This is a genomic window from Streptomyces sp. NPDC050997, from assembly GCF_040660135.1.
In the GTDB taxonomy this organism is placed as follows: domain Bacteria; phylum Actinomycetota; class Actinomycetes; order Streptomycetales; family Streptomycetaceae; genus Streptomyces.
Map to the genome: position 1 here is coordinate 38,088 of NZ_JBFAGK010000017.1, position 26,459 is coordinate 64,546.

At 70.4% G+C, this 26,459-nt stretch carries 21 protein-coding genes and 2 pseudogenes; 8 read left to right on the forward strand and 15 right to left on the reverse strand.

Features of this window, described 5'->3' with window-relative positions; genetic code table 11:
* Positions 1-44: 44 nt before the first annotated feature.
* The 4 genes and pseudogenes from AB0H86_RS31300 to AB0H86_RS31315 form a co-directional block, all read right to left on the reverse strand.
* The gene (locus AB0H86_RS31300) at positions 45-3,830 is read right to left on the reverse strand and encodes a multifunctional oxoglutarate decarboxylase/oxoglutarate dehydrogenase thiamine pyrophosphate-binding subunit/dihydrolipoyllysine-residue succinyltransferase subunit (protein ID WP_362446245.1); all 3,786 of its coding nucleotides are present in this window, start codon (positions 3,828-3,830) and stop codon (positions 45-47) included.
* Between the two features lie 281 nt (positions 3,831-4,111).
* The gene (locus tag AB0H86_RS31305; RefSeq protein WP_362446248.1) at positions 4,112-5,218 is read right to left on the reverse strand and encodes an ATP-binding protein; all 1,107 of its coding nucleotides are present in this window, start codon (positions 5,216-5,218) and stop codon (positions 4,112-4,114) included.
* Positions 5,215-5,952 carry a response regulator transcription factor gene (locus tag AB0H86_RS31310; protein WP_362446251.1) on the reverse strand — a complete coding sequence of 246 codons (738 nt, stop codon included), beginning with the start codon at positions 5,950-5,952 and terminating at the stop codon, positions 5,215-5,217. Before AB0H86_RS31310 ends, AB0H86_RS31305 begins: the two co-directional genes overlap by 4 nt.
* A gap of 124 nt (positions 5,953-6,076) precedes the next feature.
* A pseudogene (locus tag AB0H86_RS31315) lies at positions 6,077-6,418 on the reverse strand (spermidine synthase); the annotation flags it as partial.
* 106 nt (positions 6,419-6,524) lie between these two features.
* On the opposite strand from AB0H86_RS31315, the gene AB0H86_RS31320 reads away from it, so the two are divergent.
* Complete coding sequence (locus AB0H86_RS31320) at positions 6,525-7,397, forward strand: rhomboid-like protein (protein WP_362446254.1); 873 nt, start codon at positions 6,525-6,527, stop codon at positions 7,395-7,397.
* Positions 7,398-7,575: 178 nt separating this feature from the next.
* Positions 7,576-9,990 carry an endopeptidase La gene (gene lon / locus AB0H86_RS31325; protein WP_362446258.1) on the forward strand — a complete coding sequence of 805 codons (2,415 nt, stop codon included), beginning with the start codon at positions 7,576-7,578 and terminating at the stop codon, positions 9,988-9,990.
* Between the two features lie 77 nt (positions 9,991-10,067).
* Here lon and AB0H86_RS31330 read toward each other — a convergent pair whose 3' ends face one another.
* Positions 10,068-10,880: a lysozyme gene (locus AB0H86_RS31330; RefSeq protein WP_362446261.1), complete on the reverse strand. Its 813-nt coding sequence runs from the start codon at positions 10,878-10,880 to the stop codon at positions 10,068-10,070.
* A gap of 233 nt (positions 10,881-11,113) precedes the next feature.
* Here AB0H86_RS31330 and AB0H86_RS31335 point away from each other — a divergent pair, with 233 nt between their 5' ends.
* Positions 11,114-11,608, forward strand: a complete 495-nt coding sequence (locus tag AB0H86_RS31335; protein WP_362446264.1) for a MarR family transcriptional regulator — start codon at positions 11,114-11,116, stop codon at positions 11,606-11,608.
* An 84-nt stretch (positions 11,609-11,692) separates the two neighbouring features.
* Here AB0H86_RS31335 and AB0H86_RS31340 read toward each other — a convergent pair whose 3' ends face one another.
* Positions 11,693-12,481 carry a hypothetical protein gene (locus AB0H86_RS31340; RefSeq protein ID WP_362446267.1) on the reverse strand — a complete coding sequence of 263 codons (789 nt, stop codon included), beginning with the start codon at positions 12,479-12,481 and terminating at the stop codon, positions 11,693-11,695.
* 507 nt (positions 12,482-12,988) lie between these two features.
* Here AB0H86_RS31340 and AB0H86_RS31345 point away from each other — a divergent pair.
* Genes AB0H86_RS31345 through AB0H86_RS31365 form a run of 5 tightly spaced genes read left to right on the forward strand, consistent with a single transcriptional unit; the run spans position 12,989 to position 18,694 of the window.
* Positions 12,989-15,832 carry a nitrate- and nitrite sensing domain-containing protein gene (locus AB0H86_RS31345; protein WP_362446270.1) on the forward strand — a complete coding sequence of 948 codons (2,844 nt, stop codon included), beginning with the start codon at positions 12,989-12,991 and terminating at the stop codon, positions 15,830-15,832.
* Entirely contained in the window at positions 15,829-16,374 is a 546-nt protein-coding gene (locus AB0H86_RS31350; RefSeq protein WP_362446273.1) for a roadblock/LC7 domain-containing protein, read from the forward strand. Before AB0H86_RS31345 ends, AB0H86_RS31350 begins: the two co-directional genes overlap by 4 nt.
* The gene (locus tag AB0H86_RS31355; RefSeq protein ID WP_362446276.1) at positions 16,371-16,784 is read left to right on the forward strand and encodes a DUF742 domain-containing protein; all 414 of its coding nucleotides are present in this window, start codon (positions 16,371-16,373) and stop codon (positions 16,782-16,784) included. Before AB0H86_RS31350 ends, AB0H86_RS31355 begins: the two co-directional genes overlap by 4 nt.
* Positions 16,765-17,406 (forward strand): ATP/GTP-binding protein, encoded by a 642-nt coding sequence (locus AB0H86_RS31360; RefSeq protein ID WP_362446279.1) that lies wholly within the window; start codon positions 16,765-16,767, stop codon positions 17,404-17,406. Before AB0H86_RS31355 ends, AB0H86_RS31360 begins: the two co-directional genes overlap by 20 nt.
* 34 nt (positions 17,407-17,440) lie before the next feature.
* On the forward strand, positions 17,441-18,694 hold the full coding sequence (locus tag AB0H86_RS31365) for a styrene monooxygenase/indole monooxygenase family protein (protein ID WP_362446282.1): 1,254 nt from the start codon (positions 17,441-17,443) through the stop codon (positions 18,692-18,694).
* On the opposite strand, the gene AB0H86_RS31370 is transcribed toward AB0H86_RS31365, so the two are convergent.
* The 9 genes and pseudogenes from AB0H86_RS31370 to AB0H86_RS31410 all read right to left on the reverse strand — a co-directional run bounded on the left by AB0H86_RS31370 (position 18,691) and on the right by AB0H86_RS31410 (position 26,403).
* Entirely contained in the window at positions 18,691-19,788 is a 1,098-nt protein-coding gene (locus AB0H86_RS31370; protein ID WP_362446658.1) for an NlpC/P60 family protein, read from the reverse strand. The two genes, AB0H86_RS31365 and AB0H86_RS31370, sit on opposite strands and share 4 nt — an antisense overlap.
* A gap of 159 nt (positions 19,789-19,947) precedes the next feature.
* Positions 19,948-20,280: a hypothetical protein gene (locus AB0H86_RS31375; RefSeq protein ID WP_362446285.1), complete on the reverse strand. Its 333-nt coding sequence runs from the start codon at positions 20,278-20,280 to the stop codon at positions 19,948-19,950.
* A 40-nt stretch (positions 20,281-20,320) separates the two neighbouring features.
* Positions 20,321-20,974 (reverse strand): helix-turn-helix domain-containing protein, encoded by a 654-nt coding sequence (locus tag AB0H86_RS31380; protein WP_362446288.1) that lies wholly within the window; start codon positions 20,972-20,974, stop codon positions 20,321-20,323.
* Between the two features lie 76 nt (positions 20,975-21,050).
* A complete protein-coding gene (locus tag AB0H86_RS31385) occupies positions 21,051-21,989 on the reverse strand; it encodes a diiron oxygenase (RefSeq protein WP_362446291.1) in 939 nt (312 codons plus the stop codon).
* A 102-nt stretch (positions 21,990-22,091) separates the two neighbouring features.
* Positions 22,092-23,561: a penicillin-binding protein 2 gene (locus AB0H86_RS31390; protein WP_362446294.1), complete on the reverse strand. Its 1,470-nt coding sequence runs from the start codon at positions 23,559-23,561 to the stop codon at positions 22,092-22,094.
* Complete coding sequence (locus AB0H86_RS31395; RefSeq protein WP_362446297.1) at positions 23,558-24,952, reverse strand: FtsW/RodA/SpoVE family cell cycle protein; 1,395 nt, start codon at positions 24,950-24,952, stop codon at positions 23,558-23,560. The genes AB0H86_RS31390 and AB0H86_RS31395 overlap by 4 nt, the downstream gene beginning before the upstream one ends.
* A 43-nt stretch (positions 24,953-24,995) precedes the next feature.
* Entirely contained in the window at positions 24,996-25,457 is a 462-nt protein-coding gene (locus AB0H86_RS31400) for an SH3 domain-containing protein (protein ID WP_362446300.1), read from the reverse strand.
* Between the two features lie 206 nt (positions 25,458-25,663).
* Positions 25,664-25,832 (reverse strand): annotated as a pseudogene (locus AB0H86_RS31405) (two-component sensor histidine kinase); the annotation flags it as partial.
* 64 nt (positions 25,833-25,896) lie between these two features.
* The gene (locus tag AB0H86_RS31410; protein WP_362446303.1) at positions 25,897-26,403 is read right to left on the reverse strand and encodes a dual specificity protein phosphatase family protein; all 507 of its coding nucleotides are present in this window, start codon (positions 26,401-26,403) and stop codon (positions 25,897-25,899) included.
* Positions 26,404-26,459: the final 56 nt, after the last annotated feature.

The window sequence follows — 26,459 nt, forward strand, 5'->3', positions numbered from 1 at the left end:
ATCAGGACCGTCGATCAGGACCGTCGATCAGGACCGTCAGAGGCTCACGCCTCGAACACCTCTCGCACCAGCTGCTCCTGCTCGGCCTGGTGGCGCTTAGCCGAACCCACCGCCGGGGAGGAGCCGTGCGGACGGGAGATCCGCCGCAGCCGCTCACCGTGGGGCACGTCCGCGCCGACCGCGAGGTCGAGGTGGTCGATCAGGTTGAGGGCGATGAACGGCCAGGCACCCTGGTTCGCCGGCTCCTCCTGGGCCCACAGGTACTTCTCGGCGTTCGGGTACTTGGCGATCTCGGCCTGGACCTCGGCACCCGGCAGCGGGTACAGACGCTCGATACGGATGATCGCCGTGTCCGTGTTGCCGCGCTTGGTGCGCTCGGCCTCCAGGTCGTAGTACAGCTTGCCCGTCACGAAGACGACCCTGCGCACGGCGGCCGGGTCGGCCGTCGAGTCGCCGATGACCGGGCGGAACTGGCCCGACGTGAACTCCTCCGTCTTCGACGCGGCGGCCTTGAGGCGCAGCATCGACTTCGGGGTGAAGACCACCAGCGGCTTGTGGTGCGGGTTGTGCACCTGCCACCGCAGGAGGTGGAAGTAGTTCGACGGGAGGGTCGGCATCGCGACCGTCATGTTGTTCTGCGCGCAGAGCTGGAGGAAGCGCTCGACGCGGGCCGAGGAGTGGTCCGGGCCCTGGCCCTCGTAGCCGTGCGGGAGGAGGAGCGTGACGCCGGACGTCTGGCCCCACTTCTGCTCGGCCGCCGAGATGTACTCGTCGACCACCGTCTGCGCGCCGTTGACGAAGTCGCCGAACTGCGCCTCCCACATCACGAGCGCGTCGGGGCGGGCCAGCGAGTAGCCGTACTCGAAGCCCATGACCGCGTATTCGGAGAGCAGGGAGTTGTAGACGTTGTAGCGGGCCTGTTCCTCGGCGAGGTACTGGAGCGGGGTGTGCTCCTCGCCCGTCTCGCGGCCGATGAGGACCGCGTGGCGTTGGCCGAAGGTGCCGCGCTGGGAGTCCTGGCCGGACAGCCGGACCGGGGTGCCCTCCAGGAGGAGGGAGCCGACGGCCAGCGTCTCGCCCATGCCCCAGTCGATCGTGCCGTCCTCGACCATCGTCGCCCGGCGCTGCAGCTGCGGCAGCAGACGCGGGTGGACGTGGAAGTGGTCGGGGATGTTGACCTGGGACTCGGCGATCCGCTTCACGACCTCCGAGGTGATCGCGGTGTTCACCGGGACCGGGAACTCGGCCTGCGGGTCCGACACCGGGGCGACGCCCGGCTGGGACGTGGCCTCGCGGACCTCCGTGAAGACCTTCTCCAGCTGGCCCTGGTAGTCCTGGAGTGCCTGCTCGGCCTCTTCCAGGGTGATGTCGCCGCGACCGATGAGGGACTCGGTGTAGAGCTTGCGCACCGAGCGCTTCTTGTCGATCAGGTCGTACATCAGCGGCTGGGTGAAGGCCGGGTTGTCCGACTCGTTGTGACCGCGGCGGCGGTAGCAGATGAGGTCGATCACCACGTCCTTGTTGAACGCCTGGCGGAACTCGAAGGCCAGGCGGGCCACGCGGACCACGGCCTCCGGGTCGTCGCCGTTCACGTGGAAGATCGGGGCCTCGATCATGCGGGCCACGTCGGTGGCGTACATCGACGAGCGCGAGGACTCCGGGGCGGCCGTGAAGCCGACCTGGTTGTTGATGACGATGTGGACCGTGCCGCCGGTGCGGTAGCCGCGCAGCTGCGACATGTTCAGGGTCTCGGCCACCACGCCCTGGCCCGCGAAGGCCGCGTCACCGTGCAGGGCGACCGGCAGGACCGTGAAGTCCGTGCCGCCCTTGTTGATGATGTCCTGCTTGGCGCGGACGATGCCCTCGATGACCGGGTCGACCGTCTCCAGGTGGGAGGGGTTCGCGGCCAGCGTGACCTTGATCTGCTCGCCGTCCAGGCCGGTGAAGGTGCCCTGGGCGCCCAGGTGGTACTTCACGTCGCCGGAGCCGTGCATCGACTTCGGGTCGAGGTTGCCCTCGAACTCGCGGAAGATCTGCGCGTACGACTTGCCGACGATGTTCGCCAGCACGTTGAGCCGGCCCCGGTGGGCCATGCCGACGACGACCTCGTCGAGACGGGACTCCGCCGCCGAGTCGAGGACCGCGTCCAGCAGCGGGATGACGGACTCGCCGCCCTCCAGGGAGAAGCGCTTCTGGCCGACGTACTTCGTCTGCAGGAAGGTCTCGAAGGCCTCCGCCGCGTTCAGACGGCGCAGGATGCGCAGCTGCTCCTCGCGCTCCGGCTTGGTGTGCGAGCGCTCGATGCGGTCCTGGATCCACTTGCGCTGCTTCGGGTCCTGGATGTGCATGAACTCGACGCCGGTGGTGCGGCAGTACGAGTCGCGCAGCACACCGAGGATGTCGCGGAGCTTCATCAGGGACTTGCCCGCGAAGCCGCCGACGGCGAACTCGCGCTCCAGGTCCCAGAGGGTGAGCCCGTGCTCGGTGATGTCCAGGTCGGGGTGCTTGCGCTGGCGGTACTCCAGCGGGTCGGTGTCGGCCATGACGTGGCCGCGGACCCGGTAGGAGTGGATCAGCTCGAAGACCCGGGCGGCCTTGGTGACGTCGTCGTCGTGGCTGGCGTCGATGTCCTTGAGCCAGCGGACCGGCTCGTAGGGGATGCGCAGCGCCTCGAAGATCTCGTCGTAGAAGCCGCTCTCGCCGAGCAGGAGGTTCGCGACGTTCCGCAGGAACTCGCCGGACGCGGCGCCCTGGATGACCCGGTGGTCGTAGGTCGACGTGAGCGTCATGACCTTCGAGATGCCGAGCTTGTTCAGGGTGTCCTGGGAGGTGCCCTGGAACTCCGCCGGGTAGTCCATCGAGCCGACGCCCATGATGACCGACTGGCCGGGCATCAGACGCGGGACCGAGTGGACGGTGCCGAGGCCGCCGGGGTTGGTCAGGGAGACCGTGACACCGGTGAAGTCGTCCATCGTCAGCTTGCCGTCGCGGGCGCGGCGGACGATGTCCTCGTAGGCCTGCCAGAACTCGAAGAAGTTCAGGGTCTCGGCCTTCTTGATGCCGGCGACGACGAGCTGGCGGTCGCCGTTCGGCTTCACCAGGTCGATGGCCAGGCCGAAGGTGACGTGCTGCGGCTTGACGAGGGTGGGCTTCCCGTCCTTCTCCGCGTAGTGCCAGTTCATCGACGGCATGGCCTTGATGGCCTGCACCATCGCGTAGCCGATCAGGTGCGTGAAGGAGATCTTCCCGCCCCGGGCGCGCTTCAGATGGTTGTTGATGACGATGCGGTTGTCGAAGAGCAGCTTCACCGGGACCGCGCGCACGGACGTGGCCGTGGGCAGTTCCAGGGATGCGTTCATGTTCTTCGCCACCGCGGCGGCGGGGCCGCGCAGCGTCACCATCTCAGGGCCGTCCGACGGCCCCGCGGCGGACGCGGCCTTGGCCGCCGGCTTGGCGGCGGCGGGCTTCGCGGCCGGGGCCGGGCTCGACGCGGCAGGAGCGGCCTTGGCGGGCGCCGGAGCGGCAGCCGGAGCCGGTGCGGGCGCCTGGGCCTGGGCCGGTGGGGCGGCAGGCGCGGGTGGGGCCGGGGTCGTGGTCCCTGCGGCCCCCGCGGCCGCAGTACCCGCCGGAGCCGATGCGGCAGCACCGCCCGGCTTGTAGTCGGCAAAGAAGTCCCACCAGGCACGGTCTACCGAATTCGGGTCCTGGAGGTACTGCTGATAGATCTCGTCGACGAGCCACTCATTGGGTCCGAACGCGGCCGCGGGGTTCTTCCCCGCTTGGTCGGTGTCGGTCGAGATGCTCGAGTTACTGGGGGACTGTGGCGACACGGCGGTAACCGCCCTCTTCCGCTTCACAAGGTGATGGACAGCGGGAATAAAGGCTACGCCTCCTTGACCGGGTAGGTCAGGCCGGGCCCGTTCATCGTCGTGTAAGTCACATCAAAGAGCGGGTTTCGGGGGCGGAAATGGCGGGAAACAAGTGTGGTTCCGCTGCGTGAGGGATTACTCGGCATGGCCTCGGCGCGTCGAACGCGCGGGCCTGTGCCTGATCACACGTGTCCGCCGCGGCGAACGCCAGTGGATCTTGTGGCTCCGCTTCGAACTTTACGTCAACTTGGTAGAGAAGGAAGTCCCGGAAGGGTGACAAGGATCCGGCAGCCCCGCTCGGATTCGGCCACTCCGATCCGGCCGCCGTGCAGATCCACAGCCCAGCGGGCGATCGCCAGACCGAGCCCCGTACCGCCGTCGCTGCCGGGTCCGTGCGGCCGGTTGACGCTGCCGCGGTTGAACCGCTCGAAGACCCGGTGCCACTCCGACCTCGGAATGCCGGGCCCCTCGTCGAGGACCTCCAGCTCCAGGGACTCGGGCCGGGCCCCGCGCCGCGCCTTCACCGTGACCCGGCCGTGCGGCGGGCTGTGCTTGACCGCGTTGTCGATGAGATTCGCCACTACCTGGTGGATCCGCTCCGGATCCGCGTGCGCGGTCAGCTCCGGCGGGGACACGTCCAGGTGCAGATGGACGTCCGTACGGGTGTGGCTGCCGGAGCCGGAGGCGATGCCCGCGCGCGCCGAGGCGACCATGTTGGCCTCCTTCAGCACGCCCGACAGATACGGCCACACCTCGAAACGCCGCTTCCGCAGCGGTACGACCCCGTTGTCCAGCCTGGACAGGTCCAGCAGCGTCTCGACCAGCCGGCCGAGCCGCTCGGTCTGCTTCAGGGCCGTGCGCATGGTCTCCGGGTCGGCCTGGGTCACACCGTCGACGATGTTCTCCAGGACGGCCCGCAGGCCCGCGATCGGTGTGCGCAACTCGTGCGAGACATTCGCCACGAGTTCCTTGCGCTGACGTTCCTGGGCCTCCAGCTCGTCCGCCATGCGGTTGATCGTCTGGGCCAGGTCGCCCAGCTCGTCCCGGCGGCTCTCACGCACCCGGCGGGTGTAGTCGCCGTGCGCGATCGAGCGGGCCACCGTGTTCATGTCGTCCAGCGGCGCGGTGAGCGAATGCGCCACGAACTGCGTAATGAGCAGTGTGGCGATCATCGAGAAGACCGTGATGAAGCGCAGCTCCGTCTGGGTCCGTACCGCGATCATCGACAGCCCGGTGGTGATGAGCACCGACGTGACCACCAGCGCGCCCAGCTTGGTCTTGATCGAGAACGGGCTCACGCCACCCCAGGGATCCCTGGGGCCCCTCCCACCGGCCGACCCCTCGCTCATGGCGTCGGCGTCTCCAGGGCGTAGCCCACGCCGTGCACCGTGCGGATCCGCTCGGCGCCGATCTTCCGGCGCAGCGCCTTGATGTGGCTGTCGACCGTACGGGTGCCGGAGGCGTCCGCCCAGTCCCACACCTCCGCCAGCAGCTGCTCCCGGGAGAGCACCGCGCGCGGGGTGTTCGCCAGGCAGACCAGCAGGTCGAACTCCGTCGGCGTGAGATGGACGTCCTCGGAGCGCACCCGTACCCGGCGCTGCGCGTGGTCGATCTCCAGTTCGCCGAGCCGCAGGATGCCGCTGCGCGGAGTCGCGGCGGCCAGCGCGGCCCGCTCGACCCGGCGCAGCAGTACGTGCACCCGTGCGGCCAGCTCCCGCATCGAGAACGGCTTGGTCATGTAGTCGTCGGCGCCGACCCCGAGTCCGACCAGCATGTCGGTCTCGTCGTCGCGCGCGGTGAGCATGAGTACCGGCACCGGTCGGGCGGCCTGCACGCGTCGGCAGACCTCCAGGCCGTCGAAGCCGGGCAGCATGATGTCGAGGATCAGCAGATCGGGCTGCCAGGCCTCGGCCGTATCCACTGCGGACGGCCCGTCGACCGCCGTTTGCACGAGGAATCCCTCGGCGCGCAGGCGGGTCGCGATGGCATCCACGATCGTCGGATCGTCTTCGACGACCAGAACCCGACGCTGTGCGCCCTGGGTTGCCGCCGTGCCGCTGTGGGAGGTGTGTGTCTGCTCCATCGCCCGCCCCTGAGGTGTGCAATTCCGGAACCAGTGGGGTGATCCCTTGTCTGCGCATGACTGCGCTTGACGCTTGAATGATCGGCGTCAGGGAAGCAGAGTACGGGGAGTCACCGCGCCTTTGCTATCCAGGTCGTACGGTGAGGTGCGCGAGCTCCGGAACGCCCCGGGCAACGGGGATCTCTTCGGTACGCACCTGTTGGAACCCGGCATTCCGCAAGGTTCCCTCGAATTCCGGAGAGGGCTGGACGGACCGTACCGCCGGCACCCCTCCCGGTCCCAACACCCTTGCGTGGCTGGTGAGTCGGGCTGCGGAGCAGCGGCCGTGGTCGCCCTCGGTGACCGTCCGGGCGGGCCGGTTGTCGATGCCGAGGCACAGCGCGTCGAACGTGTCGCATCTCTCATTGACGAATGCGACCAGATCGGTTTTCAGAGTGTCCCCGCGCGGATCTGCGAGGGCGCGGGCGGGCTTCCTGGGAAGTCGCTGTGAATGACGGCTTTCGTGGCGCCAGTCATAGACAGTGCCGTGCGGGACGACGAAGGGTGGGGTGGAACGGAAGGAGCGCCTCACCGTGGACCGGACCGGGACGGCCGCCGACACGACGGCGGATGTAGCCCCTTCGCCGTGCGAGGCGGCGCACGAGGCACCCTCCGAGGCGACCTTCGGCGCCGGCCTGTCCGCTGTCCCGGGGCTGCTGGAGGCGATGCCGCGACAGCGGAGCGCGGGCGCCGGAGCCACGATCACCGCGCCGACCCCTCCTACCGCCCCTGCCGCACGGTCCGTCCCCGCCGCCCCCGCGGCACCCCGGCGCCCGCGCCCTTGGCGGCTGCTGCCCACGCCCACCGGGACGCCGTTCACCTTCGGGTACGCCGCCGTGCTCGCCGTCACCTCGCTGGCCACGGAGTACGCCGCCCCCTCGGTCGTGCACACCCTGCACCAGGCATCCAGCACCGATGTGGCCCACCTCGTGCAGTGGCCCGTGGCGGTGCTGCTGGCCAGCGCGCTGTGGATAGCGGGCGGGCTCCTGTCGCCGTACACGGTCGGTCTCCTGCTCGTGCTCACGGCCCTGGAGCGCCGGCTGGGCGGCGCGCGCACCGCCGGTGTCTTTCTGCTCGGGCATGTCCTCGCCACGCTGGCGACCGAGGGGGCCGTGGGGCTCGCGGTCCTGGCCGGGCACCTGCCCGACAGCTCGTTGCACCGCCTCGACTACGGCGTCAGCTTCGGCGTCGCCACCTGCGTGGGCGCCCTGACCGGGCTGCTCACGCCGTGGCTGCGCTGGCCCCTGCTGGCCGCCTTCGGCGGCATGGTGGTGCTGGACCTGATCGCGTTCACGGACCCCATGACGAACTGGGGGCACCTGATCTCGCTGGCGATCGGTGTGGCCACCTGGCCGGTGACGCGGCGCCGCCGCCGGGCCCACCCGGCCGCCACGACCGCCTCGTAACTCCCCGGAGCCCTCGGGCATCTTTCGAACCGTCCGGATGTTGGGTCCAGAGACGGCCGTTCCGCGTTGTTCCGCCTCCCCGAACGTGATCGCTCACAGCGAACGCCCCGCTGGGAACATTCCGGCGCTCACATGCATTGAGTCGGCATAGCTCAACTTGACTGCCGAAGGGGAGATCATGGCTTCGACGTCCGCTCCGCTCACCCTGCCCGTGCTGCCGCTCGACGGCGAGGTCGTGCTGCCCGGCATGGTGGTTCCGCTGGACCTGAACGACGCCGATGTACGCGCCGCGGTGGAGGCCGCCCAGGCCGCCGCCCGCTCAGAGCCCGGGAAGCCCAGGGTTCTGCTGGTGCCACGCATCGACGGGACATACGCGAATACCGGTGTGCTCGGCACGATCGAGCAGGTCGGCCGGCTCGCCGACGGTGATCCGGGCGCGCTGATCCGCGGCCGGAGCCGGGTGAGGATCGGCGCGGGGACCACGGGCCCGGGTGCCGCCCTCTGGGTCGAGGGCGTCCGCGTCGACGAGGACGTGCCCGAGCCGCTGCCCGGTCATGTCACCGAACTGATCAAGGAGTACAAGGCGCTGGCCACGGCGTGGCTGCGCAAGCGTGGTGCCTGGCAGGTCGTGGACCGGGTGCAGGCCATCGACGACGTGTCCACCCTGGCCGACAACTCCGGCTACTCGCCCTTCCTGACCGCCGAGCACAAGGTGGAGCTTCTGGAGACCGCCGACCCGGTGGACCGTCTGAAGCTGGCGGTACGGCACCTGCGCGACCACCTCGCCGAGCAGGACGTCGCCGAGACCATCGCCAAGGACGTTCAGGAGGGCGTCGACAAGCAGCAGCGGGATTTCCTGCTCCGCCGCCAGCTGGAAGCCGTACGCAAGGAACTGCGCGAGCTCAACGGCGAGGCGGAGGGCGAGGAGTCCGACGACTACCGGACCCGGGTCGAGGCCGCCGACCTGCCCGAGAAGGTCCGAGAGGCCGCCCTCAAGGAGGTCGACAAGCTGGAGCGGTCGAGCGACCAGTCGCCCGAGGGCTCATGGATCCGGACCTGGCTCGACACCGTCCTCGAACTGCCGTGGAACGAACGGACCGAGGACGTGTACGACATCCAGGGCGCCAAGGCGGTGCTGGACGCCGAGCACTCCGGTCTGGCGGACGTGAAGGAACGGATCACCGAGTACCTGGCGGTGCGCAAGCGCCGCAGCGACCGGGGTCTGGGCGTCATCGGCGGGCGGCGCGGCGGCGCCGTGCTCGCGCTCGTCGGCCCGCCCGGTGTCGGCAAGACCTCGCTGGGCGAGTCCGTCGCGCACGCCATGGGGCGGAAGTTCGTGCGGGTCGCGCTCGGCGGTGTGCGGGACGAGGCGGAGATCCGGGGCCACCGGCGTACGTACGTCGGTGCGCTGCCCGGCCGGATCGTCCGCGCGATCAAGGAGGCCGGGTCGATGAACCCGGTGGTCCTGCTGGACGAGATCGACAAGGTGGGGTCCGACTTCCGGGGCGACCCGGCCGCGGCTCTGCTGGAGGTTCTCGACCCGGCGCAGAACCACACCTTCCGGGACCACTACCTGGAGGTCGAACTCGACCTGTCGGACGTCGTCTTCCTGGCCACGGCCAATGTGCTGGAAGCCATCCCGGAGGCGCTGCTCGACCGTATGGAGCTGGTCCGGCTCGACGGCTACACCGAGGACGAGAAGATCGTCATCGCGCGTGACCACCTGCTGCCCCGTCAGTTGGAGCGGGCCGGCCTCAACAAGGACGAGGTCACCCTCGAGGAGAGCGCGCTGCGCAAGCTCGCCGGCGAGTACACCCGCGAGGCCGGGGTGCGAACCCTGGAGCGCTCCGTCGCCCGGATGCTGCGCAAGGTCGCGGCCCAGCACGAACTGGGCGAGCGGGAGCTGCCGTTCACCGTCACGGACGAGGACCTGCGCGCGCTGATCGGCCGGCCGCACCATGTGCCCGAGGCCGCCCAGGACCCGGCGGAGCGGCGGACCTCCGTGCCCGGTGTGGCGACGGGGCTCGCGGTCACCGGCGCGGGCGGTGACGTGCTGTTCGTCGAGGCGTCGCTGGCCGACCCGGAGACCGGCGCGGCGGGCCTGACGCTGACGGGCCAGCTGGGCGACGTCATGAAGGAGTCGGCGCAGATCGCGCTGAGCTTCCTGCGCTCGCACGGAGCCGAACTGGAGCTGCCGGTCGCGGACTTGAAGGACCGGGGCGTGCACATCCACTTCCCGGCGGGCGCGGTGCCGAAGGACGGCCCGAGCGCCGGTGTCACGATGACGACGGCGCTGGCGTCGCTGCTGAGCGGCCGCCTGGTCCGTACGGACGTGGCGATGACCGGTGAGGTCTCGCTGACCGGCCGTGTCCTGCCCATCGGCGGGGTGAAGCAGAAGCTGCTCGCCGCACACCGGGCGGGTGTCACCACGGTCGTCATCCCGAAGCGCAACGAGGCCGACCTGGACGACGTCCCGGCGGAGGTGCTGGACAAGCTCGACGTCCACGCCGTCACGGACGTCCGCCAGGTCCTGGAGCTGGCGCTGGCACCCGCGACGAACGGGGCCGCGTCGGAGGTTCCGGTCGCGGCGTGACGGACGTGATCGGATAAGGGGAGGCCCGGGTCCCGTGAGGGAGGCCCGGGCCTTCGCCTCGGGTGCGCCGCGCAACCTCAGCCGTTGGCGAGGGCGACCACCCGGTCGAGTGCTCCGTTGAACCTGTCGTGGTCGCCGACCGTCGGCCCGGTGGAGGTGTACTGCCACATCGTGTACGTGCTCCAGCCGGCCGGCAGTGTGCCCACCGCCGAGGCGTAGCGGGCGATCCAGAGCGGGGTGGTGGCCGCGAACCCGTCGTAGCCGCCGGTGCACGCGGTCCACCAGCTGGTGGCCGTGTAGAGCACGGCGTCCCGGCCGGTACGCGCCCTGTACCGGTCGAGGAAGTCGCGGATCCAGGTGACCATCGCGCTCGGGGTCTTGCCGTAGCAGGAGTCGCCGTACGGGTTCCACTCGATGTCGAGTGCGCCGGGCAGCGTCCTGCCGTCCTTGGACCAGCCGCCGCCGTGGTCGACGAAGTAGTCCGCCTGGGTGGTGCCGTCGGTGGTGTCCGGGGTCGCGAAATGGTAGGCGCCGCGGATCATGCCCACGGTGTACGAGCCGTTGTACTGGTGGGCGAAGTACGGGTTCGTGTAGTACGTGCCTTCCGTCGCCTTGGCATAGGCCCAGCGGACTCCGCCGCTCCACAGGGCCGGCCAGTCGACGTCGCCCTGGTGGCTGGAGACGTCCACGCCCTCGGTCTGGGTGGCGCGAGTGCCGGCGGGCGTGCCGCCGCGGCCGTCATGGGCCACGACCCCCATGCCCATGTGGGCGGAGCCGCGGACCGGGGCCGCGGAGGCCGGGGCGACGAAGGTGAGGGTGAGCGCGGCGAGCAGGAGCCCGGCGAGCGAGAGGCGCCGGGGGCGGACCGATCCGGGTCTGTACACGGGCATGGCGTGCCTCCGAGGGCTCGGTGATGCTCGGGGGGCGGACGTCGGGGGACATCGACTCTCTGGCGTGGGCATGCCAGCCCTCGCCCGACAAAGAAGCTACGCACGGAGAACACCGAGTGGAAGAGGGGTCGATCGCAGCCGTTGGTCCAGCCCTGCGAAATACTGGCGGAGCTGCGCGGACGACGGCGCTTGGCGGAAACTTTCAGGATCGGGAAACCGAGGCAGGGGCTGACGTGCACGAAGACGGAAACGGCGACGGACGCGGAGTCGAATCCGACGTGGCCGCGAGTGGTGTGGACCAGCCCGCGTTCCTCGCGCTGGAACGCGAACTGACCGTCCTGCTGCGGCGTGCCCGTGCCAACCAGGGCGAGATGGCCCGCGAGGTCCACCCGGACCTGGAGTCCGCGGCGTACGGCCTCCTCGTACGCCTGGACGAGTGCGGGAGTCAGCGGGCCACCGAACTCGCCGCGTACATCGGTGTCGGCAAGGCCACGATGTCCCGTCAGCTGCGCGCGCTGGAGGAACTAGGCCTGGTGGCACGGGAACCGGACCCGGCCGACGGACGTGCCTGGCTGGTCGCCCTCACCCAGGAGGGCCACGACCGGGTGACCAGGGTGCGTGCGGCGCGTAGGGCCCGGTACGCCGGTCGCCTGGAGGACTGGGACTCGCGCGAGGTCGCGGAACTGGCGCGTCTGCTCAACCAGTTGAACCGGGGGATGGAGAAGTAGATCCGCGGGTCCACCGGCACCCGCACCGGCACCCGCACCGGCACCCGCACCCGCACCGGCCGCCGTGTCCGGTGGGCCGGTTCCTCAGAGCTCCGCGTACACCACCGTCGCGTCGTCGTGGGTCTTGCTGCGGCCCAGGTGTGTCCGCTCCCGCGCGTCGGCCCGCTCCAACGCCCGTACGCGGTCCACCAACGCCTGCGCCCCCTCCTTGCGGACGTAGCTGAGACAGTCGGTCCAGTCGCCCTCGTGGAACTTCTCCACCCAGCGGGTCGCGCCGTCCGTCAGGGCGGCCAGGCCACGGACATCCGCGCGCGGCACCGCCCCTGTCACCGCGCGTGCCGCCACCGTCGGATCCGCCGCCGCCGTGAAGAAGCCGCCCTCCTTGTTCCGGATCGTGGCGTCGATCAGGGCGTCCGTGGCGCGGGCGGAGCGGGGGAGGAGTGTCAGACGGTCGTCCAGGTGGGGGGTCACCGTGCCGTCGGGGGACTCCAGCAGGAGCACCGAGTCCGAGAGGATCAGGTACTCGACCGTCTCCGCCGACCAGCGGGCCAGAACCACCGTGGCCTGTGGGGTGCGTGGGTGAGAAAGGTCACAAGAGGATTGATGGGCCCCGCTTGTTCGAAGAATCGCCCGGGAGAGAATCTCCGGCAGGGGCAGATCCCGGCAGGAAACGGTCAGTTCGGTCAGGGCGCCGCCCAGTCGCGCGGTGAACCAGGGGACGGAATGCAGACAGCCCGTCGCGCCCTTCGGTGGTGTCACCCCGTCCAGGACCACGAGCGCACCGCCCAGTCCGGAAGCTGGTAGCGCGACACTCGCGAAGTCCTCGTTGGCGCGGGCCCGGTCGCCGGGCTCCGAAACAAGTTCCGTACGCATTCGGCCAGTCTGCACGACCCCTCCACAAGCTGTGCAAAAGGCTGGCATTGCTTCCCGATTTTACGCAGCCATGCAGGTCAGGCGTCTGGTTTGGGGTGGAATGACTTCCTCCGGGAAGGCGTGCTGGCGAATATTGCCACCGCCCGCCGTGGACGTCCAACCGGCCCGCCACACAAGGTCGCTGCACGGGCCAGAGAAACTTGCCCGCCAACTCCGGTCCGATGTTCACTCCTTCGGGTGGCGGGTCAGATGATGCGCGACCACCGCCCACCGGCACTGGGAGGGTCGGGAACCGCGCCGGGTGTATGCACCAGTTGGCCCCCATAGGTGGGCTGATGGGCCATCACCCGGGCCATGGGTATTCACGAGTCAGGAATGCGAGCACCGGTGCAGAAGACGCGGCCTCGTCGTACAGGCAAGCAGGCGGCCTCCGGCAATGGCGTGGACCAGACACCCGGCGCGTCTGGAACCCCTTACTCCGGGACGTCTGGAACCCCCCACCCCGGCATGCCCGACAGCCCCTCCGCCGCTGCCGTCGGCACCCCGGCCGCCCCTGTCGGCAAGGGCCGCCCCACTCATGTGCGCACGCGGCTCATTCTCGCCGTCACCGTCGTGGCCGCCGCCATCGCCGGAGCCGGCGTGCCCTCCCTGGTCACCGCCTCAGGGCAACTCAGCGACTCCCAGGACCTGGTGACCCTCGCCGAGCAGACCCAGGACGCGCTGACGCTCGCCCACTCGCTCGCCGACGAACGCGACGAGGTCACCCCCTACATCGCGGCCGGCCGGCCCAAGTCCAAGGCGCCCAGCGAGCAGCAGAGCGCCCGTGTCGACCGGCAGGTCGAGGAGCTGCGCACCGACACGGACACACCCGCCGCCGTCCGCGAGGACCTCGACACCATCGCCGCCGTACGCAGGGCGGCGCTCACCGGCAAGAGCGGCGCGCTCGAGGCGCACCAGGCCTACTCCGCCGCCATCACCGACCTGCACCGGATCGCCGAGCAGCTGGCCGACCAGATGCCGTCCGGCGCGGGCTCCGGCGCGTACGCCCTCGCCGAGCTGGACCTGGCCGTCCAGCAGGCCGCCTCGGCCCGAGGGCTGCTGCTCGCCGCGCTGAGCGTGCCGACGACCACACAGACCGTCATCGACCCCGCCACCGGCCTGCCGACCACGGGGTCCACCTCCTCGGCCGCGGACACCAAGCTGCGTGGCGCCCTCAGCGCCGCCGCCCAGCAGGCCCGTCTGCGCTCCGACGCCGGCCTCGCCGACTTCCAGGACTCCGCCCCCTCGGCGGCCAAGGCGCGCTACGACTCCACGGTCACCGGACCCGAGGTCAACTCCGCCGAGAAGTACCTCGCCTCCCTCACCGACCAGTCGGTCCTCGCCGACAGCGAACTCGACACCAGCACCAGCAAGGTCGACGCCGCCCTCTCCGCCCGGATCGACGCGATGCGCGGCGCGGAGGCCGCCCTCTACGACCGCCAGGTCAAGGAACTCGCCCAGCTGCGCGACGACGACGTCACCGCGCTGGAGATCCGTATCGCCGTTCTCGGCGCCCTGATACTGCTGGCCGTCGGCATCGCCACCGCCATGGCCCGCACCCTCACCCAGCCGCTCTCCGTGCTGCGCCGCGGCTCCGCCCGACTCGCCCAGGCGGAGAACGCCGGCGCCGAGGAACCGGTCGCCTTCACCGGCCGCAACGACGAGTTCGCCCAGGTCGTACGCTCCGTCAACGCCCTGCACGCCCAGGCCGCCGCCTTCGCCGAGCGCGTCACCACCCTGGAGGCCGACCGCAAGCACCTGGTCGGCCAGCGGCAGAAGATGGCCGACGCCCGCGAGCAGCTCAAGGCGGAACTGGCCGATTCCGCCGCCCAGTTGGAGCGGACCCGCAACAACATCTCCGCCACCTTCGTGAACCTCGCGCTGCGCACCCTGGGCCTGGTCGAGCGGCAACTCGCCGTCATCGAGGGCCTGGAGGAACGCGAGCAGGACCCGGAGCGGCTCTCCACACTCTTCAAGCTCGACCACTTCGCCACCGTCATGCGCCGGCACAGCGAGAACCTCCTCGTCCTCGCCGGCACCGAACACGTCCACCAGAGCGCGGGCCCGGTCCCGCTCATCGACGTCGTACGCGCGGCGGTCAGCGAGATCGAGCGGTACGAGCGGGTCCGCATCGCCGCGCTCCCGCCGCACGCGCACCTGGCCGGCTTCGCCGCGGACGACCTCTCGCACCTGCTGGCCGAACTCATGGAGAACGCCACCTCGTTCTCCCCGCCCGATGTGCCCGTCGAGGTCTCCGGCTGGCTCCTGGAGAGCGGCGAGGTCATGCTCTCCGTCCAGGACGAGGGCATCGGCATGACCGCCGACCGCCTGGACAGGCTCAACGCCCGCCTCGCCGACTTCACCCCCGAGACCTCGTACGACTCCTACGGTTCCGCCGACCGGTCCGCGCAGGACGGCGAGGAGGGGCTCGGGCTCGGGCTGTACGTGGTGGCCAGGCTCGCTCACCGGCACGGTGTGCGGGTGCAGTTGCGCGAGCAGAAGCAGGGCGGGGTCGCCGCGGTCGTCGTACTGCCGAAGGGCCTGCTGGCCGCCGCTCCGTCCGCCGCCGTCCCGTCGGGGTCGTCGGCGCCGGTCGCCGGCGGCACGCACAACTTCTCCCTGCCCGGCGCGAACGCCGAGGCCAACTCCAACGTCATCAGCGGCCGTTCGAAGGCCGAGGATCCGCTGGTCGCACTCGCGGAGGACGCCGTACGACACTCGGAGACGGGCACGGACGAACACCCGGTAGTCCCCGAGACCCCGGCCGAGACCACCATGGAGCTTCTGGTTCCGGTACCGGCGTCGGCGGAACCGGAGAGCCCTGAACCCGCGACCACCGAACCCGAGACCCCGCAACCAGCATTCGCCCAACCAGCATTCGCCGAACCAGCGTTCGCCGACGCCGAGGACGCCCCACAGGGACCACTCGCGGCAGGCGAGGACATCCGCGCGAACCGTGCGGTCGGGAACGAGTCCGTCGAAGGCGAAGCCGAGGCGGAACCGAGCCACGACCGCGCCCAGGACGCTCCGGACGTCCCGGAGGACCTCATCACCGACAAGGGCCTCCCCAAGCGCACTCCGAAGATCACCGCCCCGGCGACCACCCCGCGTCCACGCAGCGGATCCGTCGACGCCGAGGCCCTCCGCCGGCGTCTGGGCGGCTTCCGTCGGGGGGCGGAGGCCGGTTATCGCGATGTGGAGGCGGAGATCGCCGAGGAGACGGGGCAGCACCAGGCACCCGCCAGGGGAGCCGCAGGAACCGCACCATCCGAAGAAGCCACGGGGGGCACCGTCGAGGAGGCAAGCAGTTGACCGCGCCCAGTACCTTCGGACTGAGCCGTGAGGCCCGCAATCTTCACTTTCTGCTGACCAATCTGGTCGAGGAGGTGCCGGGCATCCAGTCGGTGGCGGTCGTCTCCTCCGACGGTCTGCTCCTGCTGTCCACCGACCCCGTCCTCCCCCTTGTCCGGACGAGCCCGCGCGGGGGGACCCCCGGTCTCCCCGTACGAGAACCCCGTCCGGACAAGCCCTCAGGGCCGCGTGGTTCCGCCGCCGACCTCGCCACCATCGTCTCCGGCATCGGCAGCCTCACCATCGGTGCCGCCAAGCTGATGGCGTCCGGCCCGGTGAAGCACACCATGGTCGCGATGGACGAGGGCAGTCTGTTCGTGATGTCGATCAGCGACGGTTCGCTGCTCGGCGTGCACGGCTCCGCGGAGTGCGACATGAGTGTCGTGGCGTACCACATGGCACTGTTCGTGGGCCGCGCCGGGCATGTCCTGACACCCGAACTCCGCAGCGAGCTACGGCAATCCGTGGAGAACGACTCGACGCCGACAGGGAGCGCCCGATGAGCGGCAGCACGCCGAAGGGGCTTCCGGTGCGCGGCGCGGACCGCAAGCCCGCCCGGGTTCGCCCGTACTCGCTCACCGGCGGCCGGACCCGCTTCGGGCACGTCCTTCTGGTGGAGACGTTCGTCGCGGCGCTCGAAGCGCCCGAGGAACGCAAGGAACTGACGAACGGCTCCCTCAACACCCGGGTCATGCCGGAGATGCGGGCCATCGTCGAACTGTGCCGCCGGATGCGCACGGTGGCCGAGATCGCCGCGCTGCTGAAGATGCCCCTCGGCGTGGTCCGGGTGCTGCTGAGCGACCTCGCGGACCAGGGAAAAATCCGTGTGTACGGAACAGGCACCGGTCACGGCACCGGCCGGCCGGACCGAATGCTGCTGGAAAGGGTGCTGAGTGGACTCCGTCGCCTCTGACGCCGCTCGTAGCGTCGTCTCCCCGTTCGTCGAGGCCGAGGAGGACCTGAGGTCCTGGCAGACGGACCGCACCCGGGCCCCCATCGCGACGAAGATCGTGGTGGCGGGCGGCTTCGGCGTCGGCAAGACCACACTGGTCACCGCCGTCTCGGAGATCACGCCCCTGCAGACCGAGGCGTTGATGACCCAGGCGAGCGAGGAGCACGACGACCTCACCGCCACGCCCGAGAAGCTGACCACCACCGTGGCCATGGACTTCGGCCGCCTCACGCTCGACGACGACCTGGTGCTCTACCTGTTCGGCACGCCGGGCCAGCAGCGGTTCTGGTTCATGTGGGACGACCTGGTGCGCGGCGCGATCGGCGCGGTCGTGCTGGCCGACACCCGCCGTCTGAAGGACTGCTTCCCGGCCCTGGACTACTTCGAGAGCTGCGGGGTGCCGTACGTCGTTGCGGTCAACCACTTCGACCACAGCGAGCGGTTCGAGCCGGACGACGTACGCGAAGCGCTCACGATTCCTCCGCATATACCTGTCATGATCATGGATGCTCGGCGCAGGATCTCAGTGATCGAGACCCTTCTGTCCCTCGTCGGCCACGCGCTCGACGAGACCCCCGAGTAGACCTGAGCAGTCCCCTGTTAGGAGCACCACCCGCATGCGGAAGATACTCGTCGTCGGAGCCGGCCAGTCCGGCCTCCAGCTAGCCCTCGGCCTCCAGTCGCACGGGTACGAGGTCACCCTGATGTCCAACCGGACCGCGGACGAGATCCGCTCCGGCAGGGTGATGTCGACGCAGTGCATGTTCCACACGGCACTCGACCACGAGCGCGATCTCCAGCTGAACTTCTGGGAGTCCCAGGCCCCGAAGATCGAAGGACTCGGCGTCTCGGTGGCGGCCCCCGGCTCGCACGACCCGGGCCCGACACATCGGGCGATCGACTGGGTGGGCAGGCTCGACGGGTACGCGCAGTCGGTCGACCAGCGGGTGAAGATGGCCGGCTGGATGGAGACGTTCGCGCAGCGCGGCGGCCAGTTGGTCATCCACGGCGCGGCGGTCGGTGACCTCGACTACTTCGCCCGTACGTACGACCTGGTGCTGGTGTCGGCGGGCAAGGGCGAGCTCGTGCAGATGTTCGGCCGGGATCCGGAGCGCTCTCCCTACAGCGAGCCGCAGCGGGCCCTGGCGGTGGCGTACGTCCACGGGATGGGGCCGCGACCCGAGCACCCCGACTTCGACGCGGTCCGCTGCAACCTGGTCCCCGGGGTCGGCGAGCTGTTCGTCATGCCGACGTTCACCACCTCCGGCCGCGCGGACATCCTCTTCTGGGAGGGCATACCCGGCGGCCCGCTGGACGTCTTCAACGGCGTCAAGGACCCGGCGAAGCACCTCTCCCTGACCCTGGAACTCATGGAGAAGTTCGTCCCCTGGGAGTACGCGCGGGCCACGAAGGTCGAACTGACCGATGCCGGTGGTGTGCTGGCCGGCCGCTACGCCCCCACCGTCCGCAACCCGGTCGGCCGGCTCCCCGGCGGCGGCCTGGTCCTCGGCGTCGCCGACGTGGTCGTCGCCAACGACCCGATCACCGGACAGGGCTCCAACTCGGCGTCCAAGTGCGCCGCCGCGTACCTCGCGGCCATCCTCGAACACGGGGAGAAGGAGTTCGACGAGACCTGGATGCGGAGTGCTTTCGACCGGTACTGGGACACCGCCCAGCATGTGACCAAGTGGACCAACGCGATGCTGGCTCCGCCGCCGGAGCACATCCTGAACCTGATCGGCGCGGCGGGCCAGCTGCCGCCGGTCGCCGATCGGTTCGCCAACGGGTTCAACGACCCGGCGGACTTCGAGAACTTCTTCTACGAGCCGGAGAAGACCGGGGCGTATCTGGCCTCGGTGACCGGTTCCTAGGACTTGTCCGAGGGCTTCGGGGACTTCTCCGAGGAACTCTGCGAGGGCTTCTCCGAGGGCTTCTCCGAGTCGCTCCTGGGCCGTGACGGGCCGTCCGGGCGTACGGCGCCCAGGATCGGGTTCGAGGCGATGGGCGAGACTTTGATTTTCGTGCCCGGGCGGGGGGCCTGGACCACCTGGCCCTTGCCCACGTACATCGCCACATGGGTGGCCTCGGGGAAGTAGATCACCAGGTCGCCGGGGCGCAGCCGGGTCAGCGGGATCCTCGGCAGCCGGGCCCACTGCTCCTGGCTGGTACGGGGGATGGGGGTCCCGGCGCTGCGCCACGCCTCGGACGTCAGGCCCGAGCAGTCGTACGACTTCGGACCCTCCGCGCCCCACTCGTACGGCTTCCCGACCTGTCGTACGGCATACCGCACCGCCCGGTCGCCCTTGCCCGACGGCGGCTTGTGGTCGTCGTCCCTGAGGGCGCCGGAGGTCATGAGCTTCTCCTGGGCCTTGTCGACACCGTTCTTCTCGAACTCGGCTAGCGCGGTGAGCTGTTTCGGGGTGAGGGAGGCCAGAAGTCCCTCGACCCTCCTGAGGCGTGTGGTGACGTCGTCGCGGTCCTTGCGCTGCCGGGCGGCGAGGGTGAGTTGGGTGTCCAGGGCCTTGCGGGCCTCGCGGGCCAGGTCGTCGGCCTTCTTCTCGTTGCCGACCAGGCGGCCCACCGTCTCGGCCCGCTCCCGGGCCAACTGGCCGATCACATGGCCCTGTTCGAGCGCGTGCTCGGGGTCGCGGGCGAGGAGGAGGCGGACGTACGGGGAGAGGTCGGTGGTGTTCTGGTACTGCTGCCGGGCCAGCCGGCCCGCCGCGCCCCGGCTGTCGTGCAGGGAGAGCCGGGCCCGGGCGAGCGCGTTCTCCAGCCGTTCGGTCTCGGCGCGCTGCCTCGTCAGCTGTTCCTCGGTGGTGTTGTACGTCTCGGTGGCCTTCTCCGCCTCCCGGTACAGGCGCTGAAGGTCCGTCAGGAGTTCGGACAGGGAGCGGTTGCCGGGTTCGGGCGGGTCGGGTACGGCCGCCGCGGGCAGCGGGGCGAGGACGGTTCCGGCCGCCATCGCCGTCGTCGCTGCCGTACCGACGAGACGCAGAAGTCTTCCTGACACGTCATCACCTCCGGTGCGGGGTACGCGGCCCTTCCGCGGATCTCCGCATCGTGAGCATTGACATGTGCCGGAGGTTCGCCTGCCGGATGTGCGCGGTTCGGCGCAACGCGGTCACCCGTCGGTGTCGTCCCGCTTGCCGCCCGGCGTGGCGTCTGGTGTGGCGTCCGGTGTGGACCAGGGCCACTTGAGCCTGGTGTCCTGCTTCCCCTCGGGGTCGTACGTGTACTTCCAGCCCTGGTGGAGGCCCAGGCGTTTGCTGTGGCCGCGCGGGACCCTGCGGTAGACGAGCACGGTGGGCGGGCCGCCGGCGGCGTCCGGGACGGGAATGCGGTACGTCTTGGGCGGGTGCCCGGTGGGGCCCAGCAGGACGGGCAGGACCCGGCCGTCCATGGGGCCGCCCTCGAAGGGGGTGTCTTCGCTCTTCACGGCACCAGTGTCGGCCATCCGCCCCGCGTGGGTGCCGGCCGTCCGCCCCGCGTGGGTGTCAGCCGTCCGCCAGGAGTGCCTCGACCAGTGCCGAGGTCTGCGGATCCCGGCGCGCGGTCACCGAGAGCACCGCCACGAACTGTTCCACCAGCCAGTCCCGCAGTTCACCGGCGGGCGGCTGCTTGTCCTCGTCCAGCCAGATGAGCGAGGCCGCCTCCACCGCCGTGATCCACATCCGGACGGTCATCCGCAGCCGGGAGCCGGGCTCCGTGACCCGCAGATGGCTGAGGATGTGCACGGCCGCGGCCCGTCGTACGCCGTCCACGATGGCGGTCGTACGGGAGGTCTCGACGACGCTGCCGCCCTGGAGCAGGGCGCTGAAGCCGGCGTCGTGCTGGTCGACGAAGGTGAGGTAGCGGTCCAGGGCGCGGGCGAGGCGGTCGAGGAGGGGGCCCTCGCGAGGCTCGTCGAAGCACTGCCGGAGTTCCTCGGCGGCGGACCTGAGGGCGGCTTCGTAGAGTTGCTGTTTGCCGCCCGGGAAGTACCGGTACACCAGGGGCCGCGAGACCCCGGCCGCCTCCGCCACGTCGTCGAGCGAGACCTCCTCGGGTGCCCGGTGGGCGAAGAGGGACAGCGCGGCGTCGAGGAGTTGACTGCGGCGCTCCTCGACGCTCAGACGGCGGTAGGCGGGGGTGGGGGCGGAGGGGGTCATGACGGGCAGCGTAACCGGTACCGGCACGTCGGTACTCGGACGAACAGGCCAATACCTCACCAAAAAGGTGGCACCCCTAGGCCAGCAGCCCGGACGACCGCCACAGCCGCCGCCCCACGCCCCGCAACACCCCGATGTCGTCCAGGAAGTCGGTGAGCCGTTTGGCTCCCGTCTGCATGATCTCCCGCCGGTGGCCGCTCGCCCGCACCTGCGCCAGGGCCTCCCGCCGGTCCAGTCCCACATTCGTGTAGACCTCGGGATTCACGAACGCCACGGAGAAAACCCGTGCGAACTCGCCGGAGGTGACACGGGTGAACTCCTGCGACCACCTCGGCGCGGTCACCATCTGGCGGCGCAACTCCTCGCGGGCGTACCGCACATGGCGGGCCTCCTCCACCACGTGGATGCGGGTCACACCCCGGATCAGGGGCTGGACCCGCTCGTCGGCGAAGGTCAGCCGCTGCATCCAGTCGAGGACCTCCTCGCCGAGCAGGGTGGCGGTGAAGGAACCCGGTGTGGTGGAGATGGTCTTGAACAGCCGTCCCAGGTGCTGGTGTGCCTTGCTCACCGGGTACCAGGGCGTGCCGCCCCGCGAGATCAGCCGGGCGAACATCCTGGAGTGCCGGCACTCGTCCTCGATCTCGGTGAGCGCGTACCGCACGTGGGCACTCGTCGCCGCCTTGTCGTAGATGTGCCGTACCAGCAGTTGCATCAGGATGATCTCGAACCAGATGCCGAGCGAGGCGAGCGCCGCGGCCTCGTGCCGGGAGAGCAGGATCCGCTGCTCCTCGCTCATCCGCCGCCACAGCGGTGTGTCGTAGAGCGACACCAGCTCCGGCGGCCAGAACCACCTGCCCTCCTCGAAGGGCGCGTCCCAGTCGAGCTCCTGGTCCGGGTCGAAGGAGTGCTTGGCGGAAGAGGCGAGCAGTCGCTCGGCCACCTGCTCGCGGTCCTTGAGCAGACCGAGCGCGTCACGCAGGCCGTCGAGCGCGTCGGCTTCCGTCAGGGGCGTCATGGCTGATTCACCTCGTCACCGGTGGTCACATCGTCCGCGTCTTATGAGACTGCCTGTCAGTAAGCTCGTCAATCCCCTGCGCGCGACTTGTCGACCCCGCGGCTACTCGCTGCGCGGTCCGGTGAGCACCGCCTCCATCACCGCCCGCGCGATCGGCGCCGCCATCCCGCCGCCCGTGATGTCCCCCCGGGTCACCGACCCGTCCTCCACCACCACCGCCACCGCGACCTTCGGCTGGATGTCGGTGTCGCCCTGCGCCCAGGACACGAACCAGGCATACGGCGTACCGGAGTTGAGGATGCCGTGCTGGGCGGTGCCGGTCTTGCCGCCGACGGTGGCGCCGGGGATGGCGGCGTTGGTGCCGGTGCCCTCCGTCACCACCTGGGTCATCAGCTCCTTCAGACGGGCCGCCGTCGACGGGCGCATCGCCTGCCGTACGGGACGGGACCCGGCCGTGCTCACCGTCGCCCCGCCGGCCCGGACCGTCCGCTCCACCAGATACGGCTCCCGCACCTGCCCCCCGTCGGCCACGGCCCCGGCGACCATCGCCATCTGCAACGGCGTGGCCCGCGTGTTGTACTGGCCGATCGACGACAGGGCCAACTGCGCCCGGTCCAGCGTCGTGTCGAAGGTGCTCTGCGCCACCGAGAACGGGATCCGCAGCCCCTTGTCGTTGAAGCCGAAGGCCTGCGCGGTGGCCGTCATGTCCCGCACGCCCACGTCCACACCGAGCTTCGCGAACACCGTGTTGCACGACCACTTGAAGGCCTCCCGCAGCGAGAGGTCGGCGCAGCCGTCGGACTCGTTCGTCAGCCGGGTCGTCGTCCCGGGCAGGGTGTAGGGGTCCGGTGAGCGGGTCGGCTCGTCGAGGTCCCTGATCACACCCGCGTCCAGTGCGGCGGCCGCGGTGACCACCTTGAAGGTCGAACCCGGCGGATACGTCTGCCGCGCCGCCCGGTTGAGCATCGGCTTGTCCGCGTCACGGTTGAGCCGGGCCCAGGACCGGGCCACCCCCGCGTCGTTCCCGGACAGCGCCGCGGGGTCGTACGACGGGCTCGACACCAGCGCCAGAACCCGCCCGCTCGCCGGCTCGATCGCCGCCACCGCGCCCTTGCGTCCGGCCAGTCCCCGGTACGCCGCCCGCTGTGCGGCCCGGTCGAGGGTCGTCACGACGTCGCCGCCCGGGTTCTGGGCACGCGTGAAGTCGTTCCACAGCGGGAACGTCGACAGCATCGGGTCCGCGCCGGACAGGACACCGTCCTCCGTGTGCTCCAGGAGGCTGGTCCCGTACTCCTGCGAGGCGAAGCCGGTCACGGGCGCGAACATCGGGCCGTCGGCGTACGTCCGTTCGTAACGGAGCTGCTCTCCGGTGTCCCGGGACCCGGTGACCGGCCTGCCGCCGACCAGGATGTCGCCGCGCGGCTGGCCGTAACGGGCGATGTCCGGGCGGCGGTTGGCCGCGTTGTCGTCGTAGGGGCGGGCCTGGAAGACCTGCACGCGGGCGGCGTTGATCAGGAGCGCCACCAGCAGCAGGGCGCAGAAGACGGCGGCGTGCCGGATGTGCCGGATCACGGGATCACCTGCCCGGGACGCTCGTTCTTGTTCTCCTTCTCGGACCGGCCGCGGGCCGAGTCGCTCACCCGGATCAGCAGGGCCACGATCGCCCAGTTGGTGACCACCGAGGAGCCGCCCTGGGCCAGGAACGGCATCGCCATGCCGGTCAGCGGGATCAGACCGGTCACCCCGCCCGCGATCACGAACACCTGGAGCGCGACGATCGACGCCAGCCCGACGGCGAGCAGCCGGCCGAACGGGTCGCGCAGGCACAGGCCCGCCCGGTAACCGCGCTCCACCAGCAGGCCGTACAGCAGGAAGATCGCGGACAGGCCCGCCAGGCCCAGCTCCTCGCCCGCCGTGGCCAGGATGAAGTCCGACTTCACGGCGAAGCCGATGAGGACGGAGTGGCCGAGTCCGAGGCCGGTGCCGAGGACATCGCCCGCCTCGAACGCGAACAGGGACTGCGCGAGCTGGTTCGGCCCCTGGCCCGCCTCGATCGAGGCGAACGGGTGCAGCCAGTCCTCGACCCTGCTGTGCACATGCGGTTCCAGCCAGCCGACGGCGACCGCGCCGAGCGAGGCCAGCAGCAGGCCGACGGCGATCCAGCCGGTGCGGCCGGTGGCGACGTACAACAGGACGACGAACAGGCCGAAGAACAACAGCGAGGTCCCGAGGTCGCGTTCCAGGACGAGCACGCCGACACTCACCAGCCAGACGGCGACGATCGGGCCGAGGACGCGGCCGGTCGGCAGCTGGATCCTTCTGCACCGCCAGACCTGGCGGCCGGCGTACGCCAGCGCGTTGCGGTTGGCCGCCAGATACGCGGCGAAGAACACCGCGAGCAGTACCTTCGCGAACTCGCCCGGCTGGATGGAGAATCCGGCGATCCGGATCCAGATGCGGGCGCCGTTCACGGCTGGGAAGAGGATCGGCAGGGTGAGCAGGGCGAGGGCGGCGGCCACGCAGACATACGCGTAGCGCTGGAGGACGCGGTGGTCGCGCAGCAGGAGTACGACCACGATGAACAGGGCCACACCGAGGGTGGACCACACCAGTTGGGTGGGCGCCGCCCGGTCGCCGGGTGTCTCCAGGTCGAGCCGGTAGATCAGGACCAGGCCGAGGCCGTTGAGCAGCACGCCGATCGGCAGCAGCAGCGGGTCGGCACAGGGAGCGCGCAGCCGTACCGCGCAGTGCGCGAGCAGCGCCAGTACGCCGAGCCCGGCGCCGTAGCCTGCGGCGCCGGGCGGGACGGCGCCGTTCCTGGCGACGCCGACCGCGCAGTAGCCGTACACCGACAGCGTTACGGCGAGGACGATGAGGGCCAGTTCGATGCCACGGCGCCGGGGGAGGCGTACGGCGGGCAGGGGAGGGTCCACTGTCCGCACGGTGGTTCCGGCCTTGATCATGTCCGGAACTTACCCAAATGGCGTGGGTTGACTTCCTTTGTCGTCAGCACCAGCGTGGCGCGGACCCGATGGTGTCGATGTACCGGGCCGCGCCCCAGGCCCAGGTGCCGTCGGTGAGGAGGTACCAGAGGCGGTTGCCGTCGACCTTCTCGCCGCCGGTCTTGCAGAAGATCGAGACGATCTCGCCCCGGTGGGCGTACCGGATGATCTGGCCGCCGCGGTCGGGCCGGGCGCGCAGGGCCAGCGTGCTCGCGGTGACCCGGCCCCGGGACAGGCGTTGGTTGCTGTTGCTGTTGCTGTTGCTGTTGCTGTTGGTGTTGGTGGTGCTCGTGTCGCCGTACCCGTTGCCGTTCTGGCTCCAGTTGCCGTCGTTACCGCTGGTTTGGCCTCCTTCGCCGCTCCAGTCGTCGTCCGCGATGGCGGGGGTGGCCATGGTCGCGACGGTCAGGGTGCCGACGGCGGCCGCTATGGCGAGGCGGTGGGTGAGGGAGGAGCGCAGGGACATGGGAGTACCTCCAGGGGGAGCGAAGCGGCCGTAAGCCGACTAATCGCCAGATTAGGAGTGGTGTTCGCGCGGCGCCCCTCACGCTGCGCCATCGGGGAGAGCGGCCCCGCAGGCGGTCGCTGAGGCTGTGTCAGTGAGGCGCACGGCTGTGCTCCAGCCGCCGCCGGTCCGTCTCCACCGCCACTGAGCGTGTGCGGCGCCGCCGGCTTGCCCTGCAACGAGGCCGCCATCGAGTCCGGCGTGGCGGCGACGGCGGCCACCTCGTCCTGCGGCCGGGTCGGTTCCTTCGTACGGGGATCGCCGACCCGTGCGTCCAGGTCGCCCGCGCCGGGTCACCCGGGTCACCGCGACGGCGCCGACCAGCGGCGTCGCGCCGGGGTCGGCCTTGCTCCTGCGGGGCGAGGCGGGGGCTTCGTCGGAGTCGGGTGCGCAGAAACGATTACTCGGCGAGCTCCTCCAGCAGCCGGGCCGTCGGCAGTCCCGCCTTCAGGTACTCGACGAACAGCTCGTTGTGCAGAGCCCACGGCGAGCGTCGGGACCGTATCAGCCGTATCGCCTCGTCCGCCGAGCGGCCCTGGCGGATCAGGGCGTGCGCGACGACCAGCCCCGAGCGGTTGTAGCCGTGATAACAGCGGACGAGTACTTTGCGGCCCTCGTCCAGCGCCTCGCACGCGGCCTGCGCGAGGCGGATCACGCCCGCGAGCTGGGTGCCGTCCAGCGGCCCGTCGGGAATCGGCCACACATGGTGCTCGACGCCCGGGTCCGGCCCATGGCCCGGCAGCCTCAGCAGGGTCTGCACGAGGTCGAACTCGCCCTGCACGACGGCGAACTCGACCTGCCCAGGCCGGCTCCTGAACTCGTGCCCGCCCATCCACAGACCAGGCAAGATCTCGCTCCAGGGACTGTCCGGAGCGGGTACGTCGGCTTGCTTCCTGCGCGTCCGCAACAGCGCCTCCCCAAGCCCCCGCCAACTCACACCCATGGGTCGACAGAACCTACCCG